At 69.1% G+C, this 20,801-nt stretch carries 20 protein-coding genes; 11 read left to right on the top strand and 9 right to left on the bottom strand.

What is annotated here, in order from left to right:
* Positions 1–36 precede the first annotated feature (36 nt).
* Genes ACFO6S_RS19215 through ACFO6S_RS19205 form a run of 3 tightly spaced genes read left to right on the top strand, consistent with a single transcriptional unit; the run spans position 37 to position 2,710 of the window.
* Positions 37–195, top strand: a complete 159-nt coding sequence (locus tag ACFO6S_RS19215; protein ID WP_378419572.1) for a hypothetical protein — start codon at positions 37–39, stop codon at positions 193–195.
* Positions 192–2,249 carry an AAA family ATPase gene (locus tag ACFO6S_RS19210; protein WP_378419571.1) on the top strand — a complete coding sequence of 686 codons (2,058 nt, stop codon included), beginning with the start codon at positions 192–194 and terminating at the stop codon, positions 2,247–2,249. Before ACFO6S_RS19215 ends, ACFO6S_RS19210 begins: the two co-directional genes overlap by 4 nt.
* Positions 2,246–2,710 carry a hypothetical protein gene (locus ACFO6S_RS19205; RefSeq protein WP_378419570.1) on the top strand — a complete coding sequence of 155 codons (465 nt, stop codon included), beginning with the start codon at positions 2,246–2,248 and terminating at the stop codon, positions 2,708–2,710. Before ACFO6S_RS19210 ends, ACFO6S_RS19205 begins: the two co-directional genes overlap by 4 nt.
* Positions 2,711–3,146: 436 nt before the next feature.
* On the opposite strand, the gene ACFO6S_RS19200 is transcribed toward ACFO6S_RS19205, so the two are convergent.
* Positions 3,147–3,425: a DUF726 domain-containing protein gene (locus ACFO6S_RS19200; RefSeq protein WP_378419649.1), complete on the bottom strand. Its 279-nt coding sequence runs from the start codon at positions 3,423–3,425 to the stop codon at positions 3,147–3,149.
* 102 nt (positions 3,426–3,527) lie between these two features.
* The gene (locus tag ACFO6S_RS19195) at positions 3,528–4,229 is read right to left on the bottom strand and encodes a hypothetical protein (protein WP_378419569.1); all 702 of its coding nucleotides are present in this window, start codon (positions 4,227–4,229) and stop codon (positions 3,528–3,530) included.
* Between the two features lie 742 nt (positions 4,230–4,971).
* Here ACFO6S_RS19195 and ACFO6S_RS19190 point away from each other — a divergent pair.
* Positions 4,972–5,763, top strand: coding sequence for a hypothetical protein (locus ACFO6S_RS19190; protein WP_378419568.1), 792 nt, complete (start codon positions 4,972–4,974; stop codon positions 5,761–5,763).
* Positions 5,764–5,877: 114 nt separating this feature from the next.
* Here the strand turns inward: ACFO6S_RS19190 and ACFO6S_RS19185 are convergent, their stop codons facing one another.
* The 7 genes from ACFO6S_RS19185 to ACFO6S_RS19155 all read right to left on the bottom strand — a co-directional run bounded on the left by ACFO6S_RS19185 (position 5,878) and on the right by ACFO6S_RS19155 (position 12,493).
* On the bottom strand, positions 5,878–6,672 hold the full coding sequence (locus ACFO6S_RS19185) for an 8-oxoguanine DNA glycosylase OGG fold protein (RefSeq protein ID WP_465269197.1): 795 nt from the start codon (positions 6,670–6,672) through the stop codon (positions 5,878–5,880).
* A 36-nt stretch (positions 6,673–6,708) separates the two neighbouring features.
* The gene (locus ACFO6S_RS19180) at positions 6,709–7,251 is read right to left on the bottom strand and encodes an RNA polymerase sigma factor (RefSeq protein ID WP_378419567.1); all 543 of its coding nucleotides are present in this window, start codon (positions 7,249–7,251) and stop codon (positions 6,709–6,711) included.
* A gap of 107 nt (positions 7,252–7,358) precedes the next feature.
* Positions 7,359–7,757 carry a hypothetical protein gene (locus ACFO6S_RS19175; protein ID WP_378419566.1) on the bottom strand — a complete coding sequence of 133 codons (399 nt, stop codon included), beginning with the start codon at positions 7,755–7,757 and terminating at the stop codon, positions 7,359–7,361.
* A gap of 116 nt (positions 7,758–7,873) precedes the next feature.
* The gene (locus tag ACFO6S_RS19170) at positions 7,874–8,698 is read right to left on the bottom strand and encodes a C39 family peptidase (protein WP_378419565.1); all 825 of its coding nucleotides are present in this window, start codon (positions 8,696–8,698) and stop codon (positions 7,874–7,876) included.
* Between the two features lie 34 nt (positions 8,699–8,732).
* Positions 8,733–9,851 carry a hypothetical protein gene (locus ACFO6S_RS19165; RefSeq protein WP_378419564.1) on the bottom strand — a complete coding sequence of 373 codons (1,119 nt, stop codon included), beginning with the start codon at positions 9,849–9,851 and terminating at the stop codon, positions 8,733–8,735.
* A 172-nt stretch (positions 9,852–10,023) separates the two neighbouring features.
* A complete protein-coding gene (locus ACFO6S_RS19160) occupies positions 10,024–11,973 on the bottom strand; it encodes an Hsp70 family protein (protein ID WP_378419563.1) in 1,950 nt (649 codons plus the stop codon).
* Between the two features lie 181 nt (positions 11,974–12,154).
* Positions 12,155–12,493: a hypothetical protein gene (locus ACFO6S_RS19155; RefSeq protein WP_378419562.1), complete on the bottom strand. Its 339-nt coding sequence runs from the start codon at positions 12,491–12,493 to the stop codon at positions 12,155–12,157.
* A gap of 254 nt (positions 12,494–12,747) precedes the next feature.
* Between ACFO6S_RS19155 and ACFO6S_RS19150 the strand changes: the two genes are divergently transcribed.
* The 7 genes from ACFO6S_RS19150 (at position 12,748) to ACFO6S_RS19120 (ending at position 20,801) form a co-directional block, all read left to right on the top strand.
* Positions 12,748–14,589, top strand: a complete 1,842-nt coding sequence (locus ACFO6S_RS19150) for a dynamin family protein (protein WP_378419561.1) — start codon at positions 12,748–12,750, stop codon at positions 14,587–14,589.
* Positions 14,586–16,007, top strand: a complete 1,422-nt coding sequence (locus ACFO6S_RS19145) for a GTPase (RefSeq protein ID WP_378419560.1) — start codon at positions 14,586–14,588, stop codon at positions 16,005–16,007. The genes ACFO6S_RS19150 and ACFO6S_RS19145 overlap by 4 nt, the downstream gene beginning before the upstream one ends.
* 113 nt (positions 16,008–16,120) lie before the next feature.
* Complete coding sequence (locus ACFO6S_RS19140; protein WP_378419559.1) at positions 16,121–17,395, top strand: DUF7373 family lipoprotein; 1,275 nt, start codon at positions 16,121–16,123, stop codon at positions 17,393–17,395.
* Between the two features lie 134 nt (positions 17,396–17,529).
* A complete protein-coding gene (gene pnuC / locus ACFO6S_RS19135; RefSeq protein ID WP_378419558.1) occupies positions 17,530–18,159 on the top strand; it encodes a nicotinamide riboside transporter PnuC in 630 nt (209 codons plus the stop codon).
* Positions 18,156–19,232 (top strand): AAA family ATPase, encoded by a 1,077-nt coding sequence (locus ACFO6S_RS19130; RefSeq protein ID WP_378419557.1) that lies wholly within the window; start codon positions 18,156–18,158, stop codon positions 19,230–19,232. Before pnuC ends, ACFO6S_RS19130 begins: the two co-directional genes overlap by 4 nt.
* Before the next feature lie 35 nt (positions 19,233–19,267).
* Positions 19,268–20,383, top strand: coding sequence for a hypothetical protein (locus tag ACFO6S_RS19125; protein WP_378419556.1), 1,116 nt, complete (start codon positions 19,268–19,270; stop codon positions 20,381–20,383).
* The gene (locus ACFO6S_RS19120) at positions 20,376–20,801 is read left to right on the top strand and encodes a hypothetical protein (RefSeq protein WP_378419555.1); all 426 of its coding nucleotides are present in this window, start codon (positions 20,376–20,378) and stop codon (positions 20,799–20,801) included. The genes ACFO6S_RS19125 and ACFO6S_RS19120 overlap by 8 nt, the downstream gene beginning before the upstream one ends.

Below are 20,801 nucleotides of genomic sequence, written 5' to 3'. Positions count from 1 at the left end.
GGAGAAACAAGAGTGACGGTGAAAGGCACTGACGGAGTGAAGCGTACGGAGAAGCAGGTGGTCGAGGAGCTCACCGACGAGCAGCGGGACTTCCTGTTCCGGGTCCTCGAGATCGAGCGGGCGAAGCTGCACATCAGCGACCGCAACGCGACTGTCGATGACCTGCTCAAGGCAGTGAAGGGGATCATTCGGTGAGATTGCACTCGATCACGCTGACGAATTTCCGTCAGTTCAAGGGCACCCAGGAATTCGATTTGACCTCAGATGCGGTCAAGCCGGTCACATTGGTGTTCGGCGCGAACGGTGCGGGGAAGACCACGCTGTTGAACGCGTTCCGGTGGGGTCTGTACGGCGACCTGTCCGAGGATGTCGAAGAACAGCACCGCATGGTCACCGAAATTGTGTGGCGCACGGTGCCTGTGGGGGGCTCGGTTGAGGTGGCTGTCGAGTTGTGCTTCGACCACGAGGGGCAGAACTATCGGCTGCGGCGTAGCGCGACGCTGCGTAAGGAGTCCGACGAGCAGGGGCCGTTGTCGCAGAAGCTGGACCTGTGGACGACGCTTCCCGATGGTTCGTCGAAGGTGAGTGACGCTCCCCAGTCGACGATCTCGAGCATCCTTCCGGACAGGGTGAGCAGGTTCTTCTTCTTCAACGGTGAACGGATCGAGAACCTGGTGAAGAAGGGCGCGTATGCCGAGGTCAAGCAGGATGTGCGGGTACTGCTCAATCTGAAGCAGGTCGATCGGGCGATGGCAAGTCTGCCGATCGTGAACAAGAAGCTCACCGACGAGTTGAAGAAGCACGGCGGGGAAACTGCGGCCGCGATCCAGGACGAGATCGACAAGCTGGCGGACGACCAGGTGAAGGCCCAGGGCAATCTGGCGGTGATCGACGAGGCTCTCACGACGCTGGAGGCGGAGCGCGCCGCGAAGACCGAGGAGCTTCGCCGGCATCAGGAGGCGGCTCCGATCCAAAACGAGCGGGATTCGGTGGAGAGGGCGTTGGCTGATGCTCGTGCGGCGCGCGATGCGGCGAACGCCGAGCAGTCGTTGCTGATCGCGACGGAGGGTTTCCAGGCGTTCACCGGTTCCCTCGGCGAGGAGACCGAGAGCATGGCGGAGGCGCTGTACCGGAAGGGTGCGTTGCCGGCACCGCTCAAGCGTGAGTTCGTCGACCAGCTACTCGAGGACGGCATCTGCATCTGTGGCACTGCGCTCGCCGAGGGCGGCGATGCGCGCAGCCACGTGGATGACTGGCGTCATCGCGCGGCACTGCAGGATGTGGAGGCAGCGTGGCAGAAGCTGCGCGGTCAGGTCGGCGACTTGGCGAAGGCCAGGGTTGGACTGCAGAACAAGTTGGCGACGTTGGTGACGCGGATCGAGGATGAAGAGGATCGGGTCGCGCGTTTGGAGGCACGCAAGTCGGAGTTGGACGGCAAGCTCAAGAATAGTGAGATCGCTGATGTGGCGGAGTTGGAGTCGAAGGTGCTCGCTCTGCAGTCGCGGATCGCGGAGAAGTATCGGGAGCAGGGCTCGGTCACGGCAAGTCTCGACGAGCTCGCCAATAAGCTCGAGCAGAAGTCCCGGGATCGTTCCCGCGCCGAGGTGACTGATGAGCTGGCCATGAAGGCACGGTCGCGGTCGGATCTGGTGCTGTCGGTGAAGAAGGCGCTCGAGGAGATCCTGGCGATCCGTGAGGACGACATGCGTCGCCGGCTCGATGCCGAGGTCAAGGCGGTGTTCAAGGCGATCACCTTCAAGCCGTATGTGCCGACTCTCAACGAGTCGTTCGAGTTGACGCTGCACCACACCGTCAACGGTGTGGAGCTGCCGGTCCCGAAGTCGACGGGTGAGAACCAGATCCTGAGTTTGAGTTTCGTCGCTGCGGTGTCGAAGTTGGCGCGGGAGGTCCACGCCGAACGCCGTGCTGGGGCGACGGATGCCCCGGACGCGGGTACCTTCCCGATCGTGATGGATGCGGCGTTCGGATCGCTCGACGAGGACTACCAGGAGGCGGTATCGCGGGCGTTGAGGAAGATGGCGCCGCAGTTGGTGGTGCTGGTCAGCAAGAGTCAGGGTCTCGGCAAGGTGGTCTCGGAGTTGCGGCCGTATGTCAGCAATTTGGGTGTGATCGAGGCTCACACCACTGCGTCGAGTGGTATCTCCGAGGACATCGTGCTCGACGGAGTGTCTTATCCGTACATCCGGTCGGACGAGTCCGACCATTCCGAGTTGAAGGTGATCAAGTGACGTCGGTTTCGAATGAGGTTCGCGCTCGCCGGCCGCACGAGTACGCGACGTTGATGGGGGAGTTGCAGGCCGAAGCGGGGTTTCCCACTTTCCGCGACATCTTGTTGTTCGCTGCTGCCGTGGGGTTCCGTCAGGGGCGGCGGGTGCCGTTCGTCAAGACGTCCGGTGAGTCAATCCGGCTCGATGTCCTGATGGCGCCGGCGTTTAGTGACACGTTGGTCAACATGATCGCCGCGAATGTCGTGTCCGATGATCCGGAGATCATGGATGGCGGTCGGGTGGGGTCTCGGATCAAGATCTTCGAGGAGTATGCCAACGGCGGTCTGGAGTACATCCAGGAGCAGAAGAACGTGGGGCACGAGTCACTCAACACGATTGTCCGCAGGCTGGTCACCGAGGCGTTCGCGGGTGAGAAGGGCGCCAAGCAGTTGGACAATCTCCTCAGCTCGCCCGGATGGTGAACCGGTAGGCAGGCCGTCGGCGCTGAGGCGCGTGGACGCTCCCGGTGGGGTGTGGTTGCGCGTCCGAACGTCGACTGGTTCCGCCCAGAATACGTCTGTGACGTTCACCGAGCGGCTCGTTGCCGTGGGGACCGATGCCTTGGTTGGGACGACCGGGACAGCTAGGACAATGCTCTCGCGGAGACGATCAATGGGCTTTTCACGACAGAGTTGATCATGGCTTAGGGCCCATGGCGGGCTGTGGACCAAGTCGAAGCCACCACGTATGGGTGGGCGACTGGTCCAACCATCGCAGGCTCCCTACGAGCGCTGTGATTACCTTTCCACCGGTCGAGCCTGAGGTCCTTATTGCCGTCAGTGCGGAACTCAGCCCCGGCTGAGTTCCTCACCCGGGGACCTCCGGACTTCACGGGCGGTTCAGATTCGTGCCATGCAGTCATGGAGGCCGACGCAGACCTGGACTTGTACGCGACCAGTGGCGCCCTGCCCGCATCTGGTCTGTATTTCGATCACGCCAGCCGAACATTGTCGAAGTACTCCGAGTGCCCGCAACCTTCGCTGTGACATCGTGGTCCTTGATGTTCGTGTACTTGCACTCGAAACCCTTGAGCCCCACGGCGACGCTGTTGGCCTGGGCTGCGGTGTACATGTACTTCAGCACCGAATCCTTGGTGGAGTAGTAGTTGTTGACGGTTCCGGTCACAGCCTCGCTCAGCGGCCGCCAGTCCGTCTTCTTGCCCTCCGCAGCGCCGAGGAGGTGCAGGGTGTCGATTCGTCGGGGCGTCTGTGCTCGTGCCCATGGTCTCGGCGGCGGTGATCATGGCGCGGGCGCCGAGGCTGTGGCCGATGAGGATGTAGCTGTCCACTTCTGTGCGCGCGAGAATCCCGGCGGGCGCGACGCCGGTGCGGTCAGCGCGGACCACCGCGGTGTGCCACGGGTTCTTCGCGAGGTCGGCGACCAAGAGTGCCGGTGCGATGGGGGGCGAGCTTCTTCGCGGCCAGCTTGCCTGCCTTCGCCGCTGCGCCGCCCCACAGCGCCCATAGCCTGTTTCGCACCCACGTTCCTGACCTCCAGAGCTGCCAATTGGCCCAGTTCTATGCTGCCCCAGCGCAGTCGGCAGGTCGGTGAATCAGGATATCGCTCCTCGACTATCTGCATGGCCGAGCTCGAGTTCATGTCCTTCTCGGTGGAGAAACCTCGCGCAACGATGACTCGCGTGCCGGTCCCGTCGCGGAACTTCTCGATGGCGAACGACTTGTCCTCGCTCACGTACGCGTTGGTGATGTTGGCGCCCAGCGCACTTCCCAACGCGGCTCCGGCCGCCGCAACGACATACGTGCCGCCGACCATTCCGAGTCCACCAGCTGCGATGGAACCGCCGCCGAGCATGGCCAGGCCATAGCTGGCTGCTGCGGCCCCGGTGTAACCGCTGACGAGCGTGCCGATCGCCCCGCCGATGGCGGGTGCAGCCAAGAGCCCGCCGCTACCCACGACGCCGGCGGCGAACACGCCGGCCATTGCGTACTTGGAACCACGGCTCAGATTGCTCTTCTAGAATTCTCGGAGCTTCTCGTAGTCGTCGACCGTCGCAATCTTGTCGCCGGCCCGCTCGAAGCTCGGAAGCTCGGAAGCTCGTGGCGGTGCTCGGCACAGAACCACGGAATGTGGAGGGAACCGGAGCCGCGTGTCGCCATGCTGTCGCAATTCGGTGCCGTGCAGGTGAGGGTCTGCGAGCCGCACGTGGCGCACAGGTAGGCGGGGACGCTCAGTCTCCCGGTGCTCACCTTGCAGCGATTGGTGCGGGTGCAACAGGCGAGCACCACCCACACCGAGTGGCGTTTCCGAGCTGGTCGATGAGTTCGGCAATCGCTTTCGCGGTGTTGCGGATCAATGCCGGATTGGCGGTCGTCGCGGGGTCGCCTTCGATTTCGGAATCGATGGCCTCGATCGTTCCGGTCAGCCGTAGGAGCTGGTCCAATGGTGACCGAATCTCACAGATCATTCACGGCACCTACGGTTCCCGTATGAGCACGGGAACAGGCTCGCCACGAGTCGAACTGAGACTGCTGGACCCGCAGCACGCGCTGGCGTCGGCCGCGGATCATGTTGTGCCACTCAATGGTCGGATACTTGTGGCCGGTGATCGCGCACTACTGTGATCCTCGGGCTGTGCGAACGGCCCGAGGATCAATAGCTGCTTGGCGCTGGGAAGGATTCGGCTGGCCGGTAGCTCGGGGATTCGTCAACTTCAGGGGAGAGAATGGGTCATTCGCAGAAGATTGAAGCCGGGCAGCGCGAGGAGTTCGCCGCGATCTGCTCGGATACCAGGCGGGGATTCGAAGAGGTCATCGATCTGCTCCTGATTCACAACGAGAAGCAGGTGTCGGGCCTCCAGCCGCGAGCCACGCTGAATCGGCTCGTCGCGATGCTCAGCGTTGCGGCGTGGGAACGGTTGGTGTCGGATATCGGTGCGCTCTCCCGGTACGAGGCCGGAGACATGGTCGAACCGGGAATGTCTAGAAGCCAAGGTTTCAACAAGCTTGGGGGTAAAGGTGGAGGTCGATCCAAGGCTGTGAGCACGCTTGCGGCGGCCTCGGACGGGCGTCTTCCCGACGCATGGAGGATTCGGCTCATGGCGTCTGGGAGTGGTAAGTCCCTGCGCTTCGAGCCTCCGCTGGAGGGTTTGGACAGCGAGGCAGTCGAGACCGTCGATTGGTGGATTGAGGTCCGGCACAAGGTTGCGCACCGTGCCATTCCTCAACTGGATGATTGGGTTCAGCCGACCGATGCGGCCGATGGACAGACCGTCAACACAACGACTGCAAGGTCTGCCTTCACGCTGTTCTTGCAGCTTGCAGATCAGACGATTCGCGCGATCGCGGAGTCGGCTGAGTTCGACGATCCACAGGAGTTGTGGTTGCCCGAAGACTGGTTGACCGGCAGGATCTCGCCGCGTCGTGGTGTCACGAATCCAGACGAGCTCGTCCTGTGGAAGGGAGCTGCACTGGGCCACGACTCGAACGGGTTCACTGCAAGCCTGGACGTAGGCTAGTTCCAGTTCCACGGTCGCGTTGGCCGGACGTCGAATCCCTTGACGTCCGGCCTTTTCGCTGTCCTTGCCCACACACCGCAGCTCGATTGGGCGCCGGTGGCGGTTCTGAGCAACTCAGAACAACGTCGGCTCCGCCAACGCCCCGCTACGCGCCTCGACCAACCGTGCACGCCACCGATCCACCAGCCACCGCTCGACCAGTTCGGGTTCGGAGTCGGCGGCACCCGCCCACTGCTGGAGGACGTCGAGGTAGCGGTCGTAGCGCCGGCGGGTGAAGCCGCTGACGGACGGATCCTCGAGCCAGCCCTGGTGGATGAGGGTGGACACGCCGTGCTGGTCGAGCAGTTGCGCACGCATCCCGTTGGCCTTGACGTCGAGGGCCCAGCTGAAGACCGTCGTCAACGGGACACCGACGTTCGGCAGTTCGGGCCAGCCGCTACCGGTGGTGTGGTCGTAGTCCGGCAGCCGCCGGTCGCGGACCAGGCGGTCGATGGATGCCTTGATCGCGGTGTGCCGGTGTACGTTCGGGGCGACGAAGCGGTTGGACACGTCCGGGAACCGGCGCGCCGCGCGTCTCCTGGTGTGACCGCTGCGCCACGCGGCGCACAGGAACAGCAGGCCCAGACCGGCGTGTTCGGCGTCGACGAGCTCGCCGCCCAGGCGCAGATCGTTGCGCAGCACCGTCGCCCGGCCCCCGGTGACGATTCGGCCGTCGTGGTCACGGCCACTGAGCCGGATCTCGTGCTCGTCGTCCTCGAGGTGGCGGTTCCACCAGTCCAGGTCGACGATCGCGCCGTCGTCGAGCACATGCAGGTCGTAGGTCCTGCTCTTGCACCACGACACGCAGTCCTCGGGCGGCTCGAAACCCTTGTCGAACATATGCATGTCGCCCATGATGGCAGCGCCCACCGACACCTTCGCGGTTCTGCGGCCGAGTCGGGAACGTCAGACGTGCGCGGCCGCCAACGACTGCGCCAACTGCTTGCGCGCCCGATGAATCCGCGTCTTGACGGTCGCGACGCTCACCCCCTGATGCTCGGCGATGTCGGCATAGGGCAGGTCGGCAAACTCGGCGAGGACGATGGCGACGCGGAAGTCCTCGGGGAGTTGGGCGAGGGCGTGGTGAACGGCGTCGGCGGTGACCACCTGCTCGTCGAACCCGCTGCCGTGACCGGTGAGATCGATACCGGGGGAGTCGTCGTCGGTGTCGTCGAGGCTGGTGGTGATCTTGCGGCGGCGGACCACCGCGAGGGCGGCGTTGGTGGCAATGCGGTGCAGCCACGTGTTGAACCGGGCCTCGCCGCGGAACCGGTGCAGGTTCTGCCACGCCGCCGTCAGCGCGTCCTGCAGGGCATCTTCGGCGTCGTGGGCGTTGCCGGTGATCTGCAGGCACACGTGCCACGCATTGGTGCGGTGACGACCCACAAGTTCGGCGAACGCGTGCTGGTCACCGCCCCGGCAGGCGGCCAACAGTTCCGCTTCGTCCATCGACTTCCCCCGCGCTCCTTGCGTTCTCACCCACACCCCCACATGGCCGACGGGGATGCTACCCGTCGGCCATGTGGCGGGTAGCGACCGTGGGGGCGCAGTGCCGGTCACAGCAGGTCGAAGCCGGGATCGGGGTCCCCGGCGTCGTGGTGGAGGTCGGCCTCCTGCGGATCGAACGCACCCGCCGTGTCCTGACCGGAAACCCCCGCGTCGCCGAGATCCGGTGCGGGCAGCGGATCGTCGTCGAACACGGGGTCGCCATCGTCGAGAACGACGTCCTCGGTGCCGTCGTCGTCCAGAACGTCCTCGTCGTCGACCAGGACGATGTCGCCGTCGTCGTAGGGAACCACCGGCTCGTCGTCGATCTCGGGGACGAGGTCGGCGTCCACCGCCGGCGCGGCCGGGTCGAGCGCGGCCGCCAGGGCCCGCGCCCACACGTCCTCGGGCACCGGAGGCATCGCGCCCGCCGCCTCAGACCCCGTGAAGAGCGACTCGTCGTCGTCCATCGGTCACCTCGCTGACTCTCGTGTCCGCCACCCCGCGGTGGCACTGTCCTCAATTGTCGCGTCACCCACGGCCGCCGCCGTCACCATTGTGCTTCCGACGCGCCGGGACCCGTCGGTCACACGGCGACGATCGCCGAGCGGCGCCCACCCGGCGACACCGCGGCAGGCTCGAGCAGCCCGTCGTCCGGCGCCTCGGTCACGAGCATCTGGTGCCCGGAGTCGGCCCAGGCGTCCTCGAACCGGGCGATCGGGACCTCGAGCTGGTTGCCGTACGGCACACCGGGATCCGACAGGATCACCACCCCGCGGGCGTCGTCGATGCCGGCGACGACGAGCACGTGATCCGCGTCGTCGGCGTCGCCGGTCTCCTCCTCCGGCGTCCAGATCTCGCCGGAGTCGACCATCGCGATCACCCCGTACCCGGCGTCGAGCCGGTCGCGCAGGTCGTCGAGCGAGCCGTCGGTGCGCGTGCACGGCACACCCTGGTCCTCGAGCAGGGCCTCGACGGCCGTCAGCGTCATGCCCTCGCTCGGATCGTCCATCAACCCGAGCTCGACGGCGCGGTCGACCAGCTGCTGGGGGTCGGTGACGGTCGCGCCCGTGTACTGGGCGACGACCTGCGCCACCACCGACGGCCCGCAGTACCCGTCGAACTGCTGGAAGAACCAGTCCAGCGTCCACGCGACCGGGTTGCCGTGCACCTCGTCCTCCGCGCCGGCGAGGGCGGGCCCGTCGTCGTCGGCGTCGCCGGTGCCGACCGCCCCCACCGGTCCCTCGTCGGGCCCGGGCGCCGGGACGTCCGGGTCGACTGGGAAGGCGGACAGCGGATCTGCCGGCGGGATCGACTCGGGCCCGGCGGCGTCGTCGACCGCCGGCGCCTCGTCGACGGCCGCACCGGTGTCGGACCACAGGGCGACCGCGTCGTGGTCGAAGTCGTCCATCGTCGGATCCTTCCGGTCGGGGTTGTCGAGGAGATCAGGCGAGGTCGGCGGGGACCTCGTCGACGGTCGGCGGCTCGTAGGAGTCGGTGCCGGCCTGGGCGTGGTAGCTGTCGTCGGCCGGGATCAGCGACTCGTAGGTGCTGATGTCGCCCAGCGACCCGACCCCGTTTTCGGCCGACGTGAGGTACGTCTCCTGGGTGCCGTCGTTGTCGTTGTCGGAGCTGATCAGGTCGAACGCGCCGTCGCCGTCGGTGTCGACGAGGGTCTCGTTGACGATGCCGTCGGCGTCGGTGTCGAGGGCCACGGAGTCGAAACGGCCGTTGCCGTCGCTGTCGACGAGGTCGATGTCGGGCTGGGCGTCGCCGTCGGTGTCGAACTTGCTGTCGGTGATCCGCGCCTCGTCGATTGCGTCCTGCCGCACCGGCTCGCGGGTGGCCGGGTCGTAGTAGGTGACCAGGTCGACCTCGCCGTCGTCATCGGAGTCCTCGGCGATCCGGACTGTGCCGTCCGCGCGGACCGCGGCGGCGGTCTCGTAGGTGCCGTTGAAGTCGACGTCCTGCTCGACCAGGGTGATGGAGCCGTCCTCGGCGTAGTGGGTGATGGTGTCGACGCCGTCGACCCGGGAGTGCGCGAGGTCGACCTCGCCGTCGCGGTCGACATCGCGGGGGGAGTAGTAGTCGACGTTGCCGTCGACGCCGATGGTCTCGTTGAGCTCGGAGGGGGCCTCGACGGGCGCCGCTGCGGTGTCCGCCGCGGGTGCGGGCTCTGCGGGTGCCGCCGCGGGTGCCGCCGCGGGTGCCGGCTCACCGGTCGGCGCGGGGGTGGTGCTGTACGACGCGGTCGAGGGGTCGCCGACCACATCGGATCCCGCGGGCGGCGCGTCGGCGCCGATGCTGCTGAGGTCGTCGATGGTGGCATCGATCGCGTCGAGCCGGTCGTCGATGGTCGTGGTCGGGTCGGTCACGGGGGTCTCCTCGGGTGCGGTGGCGGTGGCGTCGTCTGCGCTGAAGATTTCGTCGAGTTCGTCGCCGGCGGCGTCGGAAATCGCGTCCAGCTTCTCCTCGACCGTCAGGTTCGGGTCGGTGGCGATGGCGTTGAGCTCGGACTCGTACTCGGCCAGATCGGTGTCGGTGTAATCGCCCGGGGTGCTCATCGTCTCGTCCTCACTCGCGCTCGTGTGCGTTGTCGAGAGTTGGATGCGGCCACACGACGAGAAGGTTCCCGGCGGTGTCGAAAAAGTTCTGCGGGCCCCCGGAACCCGGCCCCGAGTAGCCGAAAGGGGCTGCCGAACCGGGTGGTTCGACAGCCCCTGTGGGGAGCACGGGTCAGTTGATCAACCCCGAGCGGGCCAGGAACGTCTTGGCGCCGTCGACGCCCTGCGCGCCGCTGAACGACGCCATCACACCGGTCGAGGAGTTGGCGTACCAGATCGAGAAGGTGTTGTTGTAGCCCGGACCGCTGATGTGCGCGGCCGCCGACCGGCCGGTGTCCTCGACCGTCTCGTTGGTGGCGGCGGCGGTGTTGTTCTGGAAACCCTGCCGGATCCCGAGCACCCGCTTCTTCGCATCCTTGACGTCGACCGAGACGATGATCGACTGGTAGTCGCCGTCGGTGATGTCCGCGGTCAAGGCGCTGCCCTCACGGATCGTGCACTGCAGTTGCAGGCCGCCGCCGTCGGTCTCCCCGGACGTCTTGCACTTCTCGACCTCGGTGCGCAGCGCCGACGGCAGCCCGGCGACCACGGACTCCTTGGAGGTGGCCGCGGCGGTGCCGCCCGGGCCGTCACCGCCCGAACCCACGGCCGCACCGGCAGAGCCGTCCGCGACGAGTTCCGCGGCCGGGCCGACCGGATCGTCCTCGCCGCCGAGCGCGTAGACGCCAATCCCGGCGCCGACGGCCAGCACGGCGACGGCCGCGGCGACCATCGCCCAGGTCCGGCCGCGCCCCGACCCGGAGCCGGACGCCGGCTCGGCGAGCTCGGGTGGCAGGGCCGAGAACTGTTGCGTCGAGAACTCCTGCGTCGGCGGACCGCTCGACTGCGCGGCCGGTGGGGCGTACTGCGGCGCGGCGGGTGGGGCGTACTGCGGTTGCGGGCTCGGCGGGGCGTACGGATTCCGGTCCTGCGGCCGCGGTGCGGCGGCCGGGGCCTGCGCCGTCGCGCCCGACGGCGCGCCGCCGAGCCCGCGGACGATCGGTGCGGCCGCCGCGATCGCGCCCTGCGCCACCACGGTCTTCGGGTCGTCGAGGGTGGCGATCGGGCCGAGCTCGGCGAGCCGCTCGTGCACGATCGGGATCCGCGACGAGCCGCCGGTCAGGTACAGCGCCTCGAGCTGGCTCGGGTCGGTGACCCGGGCGTCGGCGAGCGTGGCCCGGGTCAGGTGCACCGCCTTCTCCAGCGCGGGGGAGATCAGCTCCTCGAACTCCTCACGGGTGAGCTGGAACCGCTCGCTGCGCCCGTCGCCGCCGGTGACGGTGATCGTCGCGGACGGCGCCTCCGAGAGCAGTTCCTTCGCGCGGCGGATGGAGTCGTCGAGCGCGTACCGGACGTCCATCGGCGCCTCGCGGCGCAGGTAGTGCAGCAGGTCCGGATCGCGGTCCTCGAGCTGCTGGTCCACCCAGCGGCGGACGAACGCGTCGAAGTTCTTGCCGCCCAGGCCGTTGTCACCGCGGGCCGCGACCACGTCGAAAGTGCCCGCCTCGTTGGCCTCGAGGACGGCGATGTCGAGGGTGCCGCCGCCGAAGTCGAACACCGCGATCTTGGTGCCCGGCGCGAGGGCGTGCGCGCGGGAGTAGTAGTGCGCGGCCGCGCGCGGCTCGGACACCGTCCGGATCTGCGAGGCGTCCAGCCCGAGCCCGGCGGCGGCGTCGAGCAGCACCTGGATCTCCCGCGGCGACCACGCCTCCGGGTGGGTGAGCACCAGCTCCGCCGGGGCGGCGCCGCCGTGCGCGCCGAGCGCCCGGGTCATCACCGACTCCAGCACCGCGGCGACCGGGGCGGACGCAGGCAGGTCGTAGCCGTTGACGTTCACCACGCCCTGCGCGACGGTCCGCTTCGGTGACGGCATGAACGCGGCCGGGTTCGACTCGGCCCGGTCGGCGGCCACGTCACCGACGGCGATGCGGTCCGGGGACTCGACGAACACCGACGACGACATCGTGGTGCGGTTGTGGCTCAGCTGCAGCGTCTCCACCGACCCGGACACCGGGCCGGTGTGCGCGGCCGCGGTGTTGGAGGTGCCGAAGTCGATGCCCAGCACCCACTCTCGTGCGGACATCAGCGGGGTCCCTTCTCGTGGCCGGCTGTTCCGGCGAGGCCGCGTGGGCGCATCGGTTCGGTCCTTCCTTCTTCCGTCGCGAACCAAGGACGTTCGCGTCGTCGACTGTTGGATGACGGGGGAGCGCGGAAGGTTCCCGGAACCCGCCGACGAGCCTCGCGGCCGTCACCCGCCTGCGGGCTCAGGGGGCGCCGAGGGTCCGCACGGTGACCTGACCCGGCGCGAACCCGGCCGCGGCGGCGGCGTCGCGGAGACCGCCGACCTGACCGTGGGTCCAGTCCGCCGGATGCGTCAGCACCAGGGTGTCGGGGCCGGTCATCACGCCGTGCAGCTGGGCGTGGGCCACCGCGGCTGCCGAGGTGGCGGCGGGCACGACCACGTCCGGCGGCTGCGGGGCGTCGGCCGCCTGGTCGCCGGAATCGAGTGAAAGGCGCTGCGCGAGTCCCGTTCCGGTGTCGACCACCCCCGCGGACACCGCCCCGTCCGTGAAGTCGATCGTCAACACGATGGCACCGTTCACCATGCCCCCCTTGGCCCAGTCGTGGCCCCGTCGTCGAAGCCAGGCGGCATCATTGCACGGCCCGGTTCGGGGCGGCGGATCGCCACCCGGGCAACCCCTCCGACGGTCGCGGTGGCGCACATCACAATTGGAGGCCGGGGCGGCGTCGGGTGGGTCGTCGGCCGGGCGTGGGCGACGGGCCTGCACCGTGGCGGCGCGACCCTCGGGCTAGGGTCTGACGCTGTTGACGGTGGTACGGGTGTGGAAGGGGAGACGTGGACGGGTCCGGAGAGCAGGATCGCGCCTCGGCGGCGTCCCCACGCCAGCGAGCCGACGCCCTGCTGGCCTCGATCACCGGAAAGATCCTGCGCCCGTTCGGACACGACGAACTCAGCGACCTTGCCGAGCGGCGCGCCTCCGGCGCCGACCAACTCCGATCCGTGGTGGTCGTCGGCGAGGTGGGGCGCGGCAAGAGTTCCCTGATCAACGCGCTCGTCGGCAGGCGCGGCGCCACCCCCGTCGGGGTGGACGTGACCACCTCGACGACGATCGCCGTCGGCCAGGCGTCCGACGAGTATCCCGACGGCACCGCGCAGTTGCTGTTTCCCGATCGCGGCGAACGGATCCCGCACGGCGAGCTCGCCGACTGGGTGACCTGCGAGGGCCGGCGCGTCACCGACTCCCGCGTAGACGAGTTGCCGACCCGGGCGATCGTCCCGGTCGCCGGCAGCCGGCTCGGGGCCGTGACGGTGGTCGACACCCCCGGCGTCGGCGGACTCGACCCGGGCTACGCGGCGCTGGCGACGGCGTCGGCCGCCCAGGCGTGCGTGCTGGTGATCGTGTGCGACGCCGGCAGCCCGATCACCGCCCCGGAGATGGCGTTCGTCCGCGAGACCGGCGCCGCCGTCGAGGCGCTGATCGTGGTGGTCACCAAGACCGACAAGAACGTGCGCCGCTGGAAGCCGATCGCCGAGGAGAACCGGGCGTTGCTGCGCGAACACCTCGGTCGCGAGGTGCCGGTGCTTGCGGTGTCGAGCCTGCGGGCGGTCCTGGCCGCCGAACTGCCGCCCGGGCCCGACCGGGACCGCGCCGAGCAGCGCTCCGGCGTCACCGCGCTGCGCACCCTGATCCACGCGAAACTCGCGGCGGCCGAGGACCTCCCGGCGGCGAACGGGCTGCGGACCGTCGTCGGCGGGCTCCGCGCCCTCGACGCGGACATGGGCGGCCAGATCGACGCCCTCACCCTCGGCGAGCAGGTGATCCCCGGGCTCACCGAACAACTCGCGGAACTGCAGGACCTCAAGGACCACTCCCAGCAGTGGGAGCAGTACCTGCAGCGGGACCTGACCCTGATCCGGCAGGACGCGACCGACGAGCTCGACCGTCGCCTGGACGCGATCCGGGAGAAGTGGACCACCCGGATCAACAAGAACGGGATGGCGGTGCTGCGGAAGAACCCGCAGCACTTCACCGCGGAGATGGAACGCGACTTCCAGTCCGCGATGGCCGCCGCGATCACTCTGTTCCTGGACCGGATGCACGCCACGATCGTCGCGCCCCGGTTCGACTCCGAGCTGGTGTGGAACGAGATTCACCACCAGGTGACCGCGACCCTGGCCAACCGGTCCCTCGACACCCACCAGGTCGCCGGCAAGCGGCAGGGCCTGCTGGATCCGTCGATGCTCACCATGGGCGTGATGGGCTCGTCGATGATCGGCGGACTGGTCGGGGTCAGCACCGTCGTCGGCGTCGGGGCCGTCGTCGGGGTCGCGTGGGTCGGGTTCAACCTCGGGTTCCGGGCGATGCGGGCCGGCAAGACGAACCTGCTGGCCTGGATGCGGGAGACCACCGCCACCACCAAGACCACCACCGCGCGGATGCTCGAATCGGCGCTCGCCCTGGCCCGCCCGGAGATCGTCATCCGCTACCGCGACCACCTCAAGACCTCGATCGAGCACCTGCAGAAGCAGATCAAGGAGGCCGAGGACCTGGCCCGCGCCGACAAGGCGACGAGGGAGAAGAAGCTCACCCGACTCGAAGGCAACCGAAAGGTCGTCGTGAACAACATCGCCCGCGCCGAGGCGTTGATCGCGGAACTGACCGGGGGTGCCCGGTGAGCGCGCCGCCGCTGGACCCGGTGCGGGCGAGCCTGGACCGGGCGTTGCACGCGCTCGCCGCGCTCGGCCCCGAACCGGCGGCCCACGCGAACCGGATCGGCGCGGTCCTGTGGTCGCCGCCGCGGATCGTGATCGTCGGCCGCCTCAAGGCAGGCAAGTCCACCCTCGTCAACGCCCTCGTCGGGGCGCCGGTCGCCGAGACCGCCGCCCTCGAGGCCACCAGCGTCGTCTCCGTCTACCAGGACGGCGCCCCGGCTCGCGTCGAGGCGGTGCTCCGAGACGGCAGCCGCCGCCCCGTCGAGACCACCCACGGGCAGGTCGGCGCGCTCCCGGTGCCCGCCGACGAGATCGCCTACCTGCACCGGTGGCTGCCGTCGGCGGCGATCCGCGACCACACCCTCGTCGACACCCCCGGGCTGGCCACCCTCACGGCCGAGAACGAGGCCCGCACCCGCCGGGTGCTGATCGACGGGTTCGAGCAGACCCGCACCGCGTCCGTCGACGCCGACGCCGCGGTGTTCCTGTTCGACTCCACCCCGCGCGCCGACGAGGTCGCGTTCCTGCGTCAGCTCGGCTTCACCCCGCTGACCACGCTCGGGGTGCTCTCCCGCGCGGACGGTTTCGGGGAGGGCGCGCTCGGTGACCGGGACCCGCTCGCGCACGCCGCCGAGCACGCCACCGTCCTCGCGGACCGGTTGCGCGGCACCGTGATGACGGTGCTGCCGGTCGCCGGGCTGCTCGCCGAGACCTCGCACACCGGCGCGCTCACCGAGACCGACGCCCGCGCCCTGGCGGCGCTGGCGTCGATCCCGCCGCTGGACCTGATCGACCTGCTCGACTCCGACCCCGGATCCGACGACGCGCAGGCGCAGGCCCGGGGCCGGCTGCTGGACCTGCTCGGCGAGTACGGGGTGGTCCACGGCCGCACCGTCGCCGCCGGTGGCGCGGCCGCACTCAACGACTGGCTGGTCGCGAAGTCCGGTGTGCCGCAGCTGCGCAGCGTCCTCGCCCGGCACCTCGGCGCGTTCGCCGCGGTGCAGCGAGCCGGCCGGATCGTCCGCGAACTGGACCGGCTCGCCTACACCCATCCCGCCCGCGACCGGATCCGCGGCATCGTCGACGGCCTCCGCTCGGACCCGGCGCTGCGCGAGGTGGTGCTGTTCGAGCACCTCGGCGCGATGCTCGAGGCGGACCCGGACTCGCCGGTGACGGACGAGCTGCGGCGGCTGATCGAACAGCCCACCGCTGCGGGCAGATTCGGACTGCCCGCGGACGCGACCGCCGAGGCGGTCCGCGCGCAGGCGCAGGCCAGGCTCGACTGGGCGCACGGCCAGAAGCTGTCGACGCTGACGGCAGCGGAGGACGCCGCGCTGGTGGTGCTGATCGACACGTACGGCCGGTACGCCCGCGGCGTGTGAGCCGCACCACTTTCGGGTCGGCCGGGAACCTTGCCGACCGCGCGTGGCATCCAACTCCCGACACATCCCGAGCGTCGCCGACGCGTGCGGGAGCCACGAGAGGAGCACCCGAGGTGCCACGGACGAAGACGATGCCGACGACATGGATGCCCCGGGCCGCGGCCGTGCTGTGCGCCGGGCTGCTGCTCGCCGGCTGCGGCAGCAGTGAGGGCGAACCGAAGGCCGGATCCGGCGGCGACACTGCCCCCGCGGTCGACGCCGCGGCCCTCGACACCGGCAGCTACCCGACCAGCCCCGCCGCCGAGTTCGCCAGGGCCACCACCGAGAACATCGTCGAGGTGGAGGGCCAGCGCCTGGCCGAGTTCACCGTCGCGCCGTTCGAGATCGACCCGGAACTGATCTCCGGGAAGATGCCGACGATGGTGATGCGCAGCGGCAAGAACCTCGGCGTCGTCATCGGCGGCGGCGCCGGCGACATCGCCGCGAACCGCAACATGCTCTACGGCTACGTCTCCACCGCGGCCACCAACACCCCGAACGTCACCGACCCGTCCCGATCGGTGGTCAACGCGGTGCTGCGGTTCGGCAACCCCGAGGACGCCGCCGCGACCGCCCGCGAGCTCCAGGCTCAGCTCACCACCGTCGACGACGGCGCGGGCGTCTCGACCGCCGAGTCCGTCGACGTGCTGCCGAACACCCTCGTCTCGACCCGGGAGACGGACTCCAGCGCCGGCCGAACCGTCTCGGTGAACGCGCTGACCCCGCACGGCGACTACCTGCTCTACTCCTGGGCGCAGGCGCCCGCCGGCCAGAAGGACTGGACCGCAAAGGCAATCGCGAAGGCGGTCAGCCTGCAGGGCCCGTTGATCGATGCGTTCCCGGCCCAGCCGACCAAGGAGCAGAACGGCGGCGTCTCGGCCGAGTTCCCGATGGTCGACCAGGACAAGATCCTCATCTACGCGATCCCGGAGGAGGACGCCCAGGCGAGGCTCGGTGACGACCTGGCCGCGTACGGCCCGCGCGGCATGTCGCACCGGTCGACGAACCCGCCGCTGACCCACCGCGTCCTCACCGAGACCGGGTCCGAGCACAACGCCGTCGCCAAGACCACCGTCTACCGGGCTGCCGACGACGCAGGCGCCCGCACCATCGCCGACGAGTTCGCGGGCGACCTTGCCGCCCAGGGCTTCACCGCCGCGCCGTCCCCGCAGGGGCTGCCCGACGCCAAGTGCGTCACCAAGGACACCGTCCGCGGCACCGAGATCTACTGCATGGTCGTCAACGGCCGCTACGTCGGGGAGGCGTCCGGACTCGACGACAAGGCGGACGTCGACCGGCAGATCTCCGCGCAGTACCTGATCCTCGAGCAGGCCGACCAGGACGCCTGACCGCCCCGAACCGTGCCCGTGGCCCCCACTTCGAGTGGGGGCCGCGGGCTTCTCCGTGCCGGGTCCGGTGGACCCCGCCCGCCCGGAACTTAACTCAATAATGATCTAATGGGCCCTTATTCGAAAGGGGCACGATGCTCGCGTTTCTGAACTCGACGGCATTCACCGCGTTCGGCGCACCGACCAGCTGGGCGGAGGTGCTCGGCTTCGTCACCGGCGCCGTGTGCGTGTGGCTGGTGGGCCGGCAGTCGGCGTGGAACTGGCCGATCGGCATCGCCAACAACCTGGTCTGGATCCTGCTGTTCGCCACGGCGGGGCTGTACGCCGACTCGGGGCTGCAGGTCGTCTACATCGCCCTCGCCGTGTGGGGCTGGTCGAACTGGGTCCGCGGCACCGCGGGCGACGTGCTGCCGGTCACCGGAACGAGCGCCGCCGAGTGGGCACGGCTGGCCGCCGCCGGCGCCGTCGGCACCGCCGCGCTGACCGTCCTCCTCGAGACCGCGACATCGTCGACCGTGCCGTTCTGGGACGCCGTCACCACCGTGCTGTCGCTGCTCGCCACCTGGGGGCAGGCGACGAAGCGGTGGGAGTCGTGGCTGCTGTGGATCGCCGCGGACCTGATCTACATCCCGCTCTACTGGCACAAGGGGCTGACCCTGACCGCGCTGCTCTACACCGGCTTCCTGCTGCTGTGCGTCCGCGGGCTGCTCGCCTGGCGGCGCTCGCGGGTCACCGCGGAACCCGCACTCGTGGTGTCGGCGTGAGGTATCGGCACGCCCTGGTGATCGGCAAGTTCTACCCGCCGCACGCCGGGCACCACCACCTCGTCCGGTCGGCGGCCGCCGTCGCCGACCGCGTCACCGTCGTGGTGATGGCCTCGGCCGCGGAGTCGATCCCGTTGCGGGAGCGGGTGTCCTGGATGAGCGCGTCGCACGCCGCGGACACCGCGGTGACGGTGACGGGGATCGGGTGCGACGCGCCGATGGACCTCGGCTCGGAGTCGGTGTGGGCGGCGCAGGTGGCGTGCATGCGGGCCGCGGTCCGCGCCGTCACCGCCGCCCCCGTCGACGCGGTGGTCTCCAGCGAGAAGTACGGCGACGAACTCGCGTACAGGCTGCGGGCCACGCACGTCTGCCTCGATCCCGGACGCGTCGTGCACCCGGTCTCCGGGACCGCGTGCCGCGCCGACCTCGCCGGCCACTGGGACGACCTCGAGACGCCCGCCCGCGCCGGGCTGACGATGCGGGTCGTGTTCGTCGGCGCCGAGTCGACCGGCACCACCACCGTCAGCCGCGCCGTCGCCGACCACTACCGGGGCCGCGGTGGGGTGTGGGAGCGGACGCGGTGGGTGCCGGAGTACGGCCGGGAGGCCACCGTCGACAAGCTCGCTCGGCTCCGTGCCAGTGACCCGGGTGCATCGATGGACGAGATCGTCTGGACCGGAGACGACTTCGCGCGCATCGCCGCCGAGCAGACCCGGCTCGAGGAGGGCGCCGCCCGCGCCGGCTCCCCGGTCCTGATCTGCGACACCGACGCGTTCGCGACGACCGTGTGGGAGCGCCGCTACCTCGGTGCGTTCGCCGGGCACGCGGTCGCGTCGGACCGGCCCGCGTTGTACCTGCTGACCGACCACGAGGGAGTCCCGTTCGTGCAGGACGGGATTCGCGACGGGGAGCACCTGCGCGCCGACATGACCGGCTGGTTCGAGGACGCACTCTCTGCGGCGGGCCGGTCGTGGGTGCTGCTGACCGGATCGGTGGAGGAGCGGGTGTCGCTGGCGGTGCGGGTGATCGACCAGGCGCTGGCGCGGGGCGCGAGGTTCGGCGACCCGATCTGAGGTCAGGCCAAACAGTGCGGCCACGGGGTGGGGCCGTGGAACTCGCTGGGCGTGAGGGACATTGGATCAGGTGCTGCGCCGGTGTGCGGCGTGTACTCCGTTCAGATCCTGTCACCCGCGGGTGGCACAATCCCCGCAACGAAGGGGAGGAAGAGACAACTATGGTCTTGCCATTGATTCCGGTTGCGCTGATCGCGGCCGGTGCGTTGACGGGTAGCGGCGGCCTCGCACTCGGAGGATTCGGTGCCTACGACCTGAAGAAGGCCGACGGGCAGATCAAGAAGGCGCGTGAACGTTACGACCGTCGCTACGTCGAGATCGAGGCCTGCGTCGCCGCTGCGAACGACCGGATTACCGATCTGGGTGGCCAGCAGAAGCGGGCGATCGAGGCCACTGTGGTTCGGTTCGTCGAGTTCCTCGAGAGACACGAGAAGGCGGTACGGGTATCGGCGAAGCTGCTCGCCGATGGCGTCGAGTGCAACCAGACACGAGTGTCCGACGCGGACAAGCTGTCCGTCGACCCACTGGCCTGGCTCGGTGGCGCGATCGGTTCGGCGGTTGCCTACGGCGGCACCTCTGCGGCGGTGATGACCACCGCCACCAGTGTCGGGGTCGCCAGCACGGGGGCCGCCATCTCTGGCCTGTCCGGGGTGGCGGCGACGAACGCGACGATGGCCTGGCTCGGTGGTGGGTCACTCGCGGCCGGGGGCGGTGGCATGGCCGCGGGCGCGGCCGCGCTGAACTTCGTGACCGTCGGGCCGGCCCTGCTCGTCGGCGGCGTCATGGTCAAGGGGCAGGGCAAGAAGGCACTCACCCAGGCCCGGGAGACGCAGGCCAAGATTGCCGTCGAGATCGCGAAACTCGACGAGACCGAGACTCGGCTCAGTGCGGTGATCTCCCGAGCGGGCGAGATCAGTGCGCTGCTCGAACAGCTCGCGACGAAAGCGATCGCGGCACTCGACGAGCTGGAATCCGAGCCATTCGATCCGGTCGCGCACGCACCGCGGCTACAGCGGGCGATGCAGCTGACAAAAGCGGTTGGGGACGTGGCCGCGGTGCCGATTGTCGACGACGACGGCGATCTGACGGAGCGCAGTGCGAGTGTGTGGGTGAAGTACCGACCGATGGCGGAGGAGACCGAAAATGGCTGAGCCACAGAAGGTCCATGTCGGCAAGGTCCTACCGCCACGAATCGTCAGCCCGATTGACGGCTTCGCGGCGCTGACGCAGATCGTGGACGCCGTTCAGGACTGCGTGAAGGTTCACACAGTGGAAAGGACGAAGCAGGCACACCTCGCCGCGTACGAGACGGTCGAGGTTGCCCGGATCAAGGCCGCGGAGTCGGTCCTCAAGAACTACTTCGAGCAGGCCTTCGCTGAGCGTCGCTCGAACTTCGGCGAACTGTTCGATCGCTTGGACGCGGCACTCGACAAGGGGGACTCGCAGGTCGCCCAGGCTGTCCTCAACGGCATCGTCGACGTGGCGCGGACCTCGCCGCTGGCGAATCTCGGTGACCTGGGTCAGATCCGTGCCGCACTCGACGACCCGGATCACGTCTGGGAGTTCTGA

Origin of the sequence: Rhodococcus kronopolitis, assembly GCF_042654025.1 — a bacterium.
Classification (GTDB): Bacteria; Actinomycetota; Actinomycetes; order Mycobacteriales; family Mycobacteriaceae; genus Rhodococcus_G; species Rhodococcus_G kronopolitis.
Note: the sequence above shows the minus strand (reverse complement) of the source record. Positions and strands in the feature narration are given on the sequence as shown.

Coding starts and splice junctions, on each gene's coding strand:
- ACFO6S_RS19170 (WP_378419565.1), bottom strand. CDS start 8,698: ATGGACGACTTCGACCACGACGCGGTCGCCCTGTGGTCCGACACCGGT.
- ACFO6S_RS19190 (WP_378419568.1), top strand. CDS start 4,972: ATGGGTCATTCGCAGAAGATTGAAGCCGGGCAGCGCGAGGAGTTCGCC.
- ACFO6S_RS19165 (WP_378419564.1), bottom strand. CDS start 9,851: ATGAGCACCCCGGGCGATTACACCGACACCGATCTGGCCGAGTACGAG.
- pnuC (WP_378419558.1), top strand. CDS start 17,530: ATGCTCGCGTTTCTGAACTCGACGGCATTCACCGCGTTCGGCGCACCG.
- ACFO6S_RS19160 (WP_378419563.1), bottom strand. CDS start 11,973: ATGTCCGCACGAGAGTGGGTGCTGGGCATCGACTTCGGCACCTCCAAC.
- ACFO6S_RS19180 (WP_378419567.1), bottom strand. CDS start 7,251: ATGGACGAAGCGGAACTGTTGGCCGCCTGCCGGGGCGGTGACCAGCAC.
- ACFO6S_RS19120 (WP_378419555.1), top strand. CDS start 20,376: ATGGCTGAGCCACAGAAGGTCCATGTCGGCAAGGTCCTACCGCCACGA.
- ACFO6S_RS19175 (WP_378419566.1), bottom strand. CDS start 7,757: ATGGACGACGACGAGTCGCTCTTCACGGGGTCTGAGGCGGCGGGCGCG.
- ACFO6S_RS19195 (WP_378419569.1), bottom strand. CDS start 4,229: ATGGCCGGCGTGTTCGCCGCCGGCGTCGTGGGTAGCGGCGGGCTCTTG.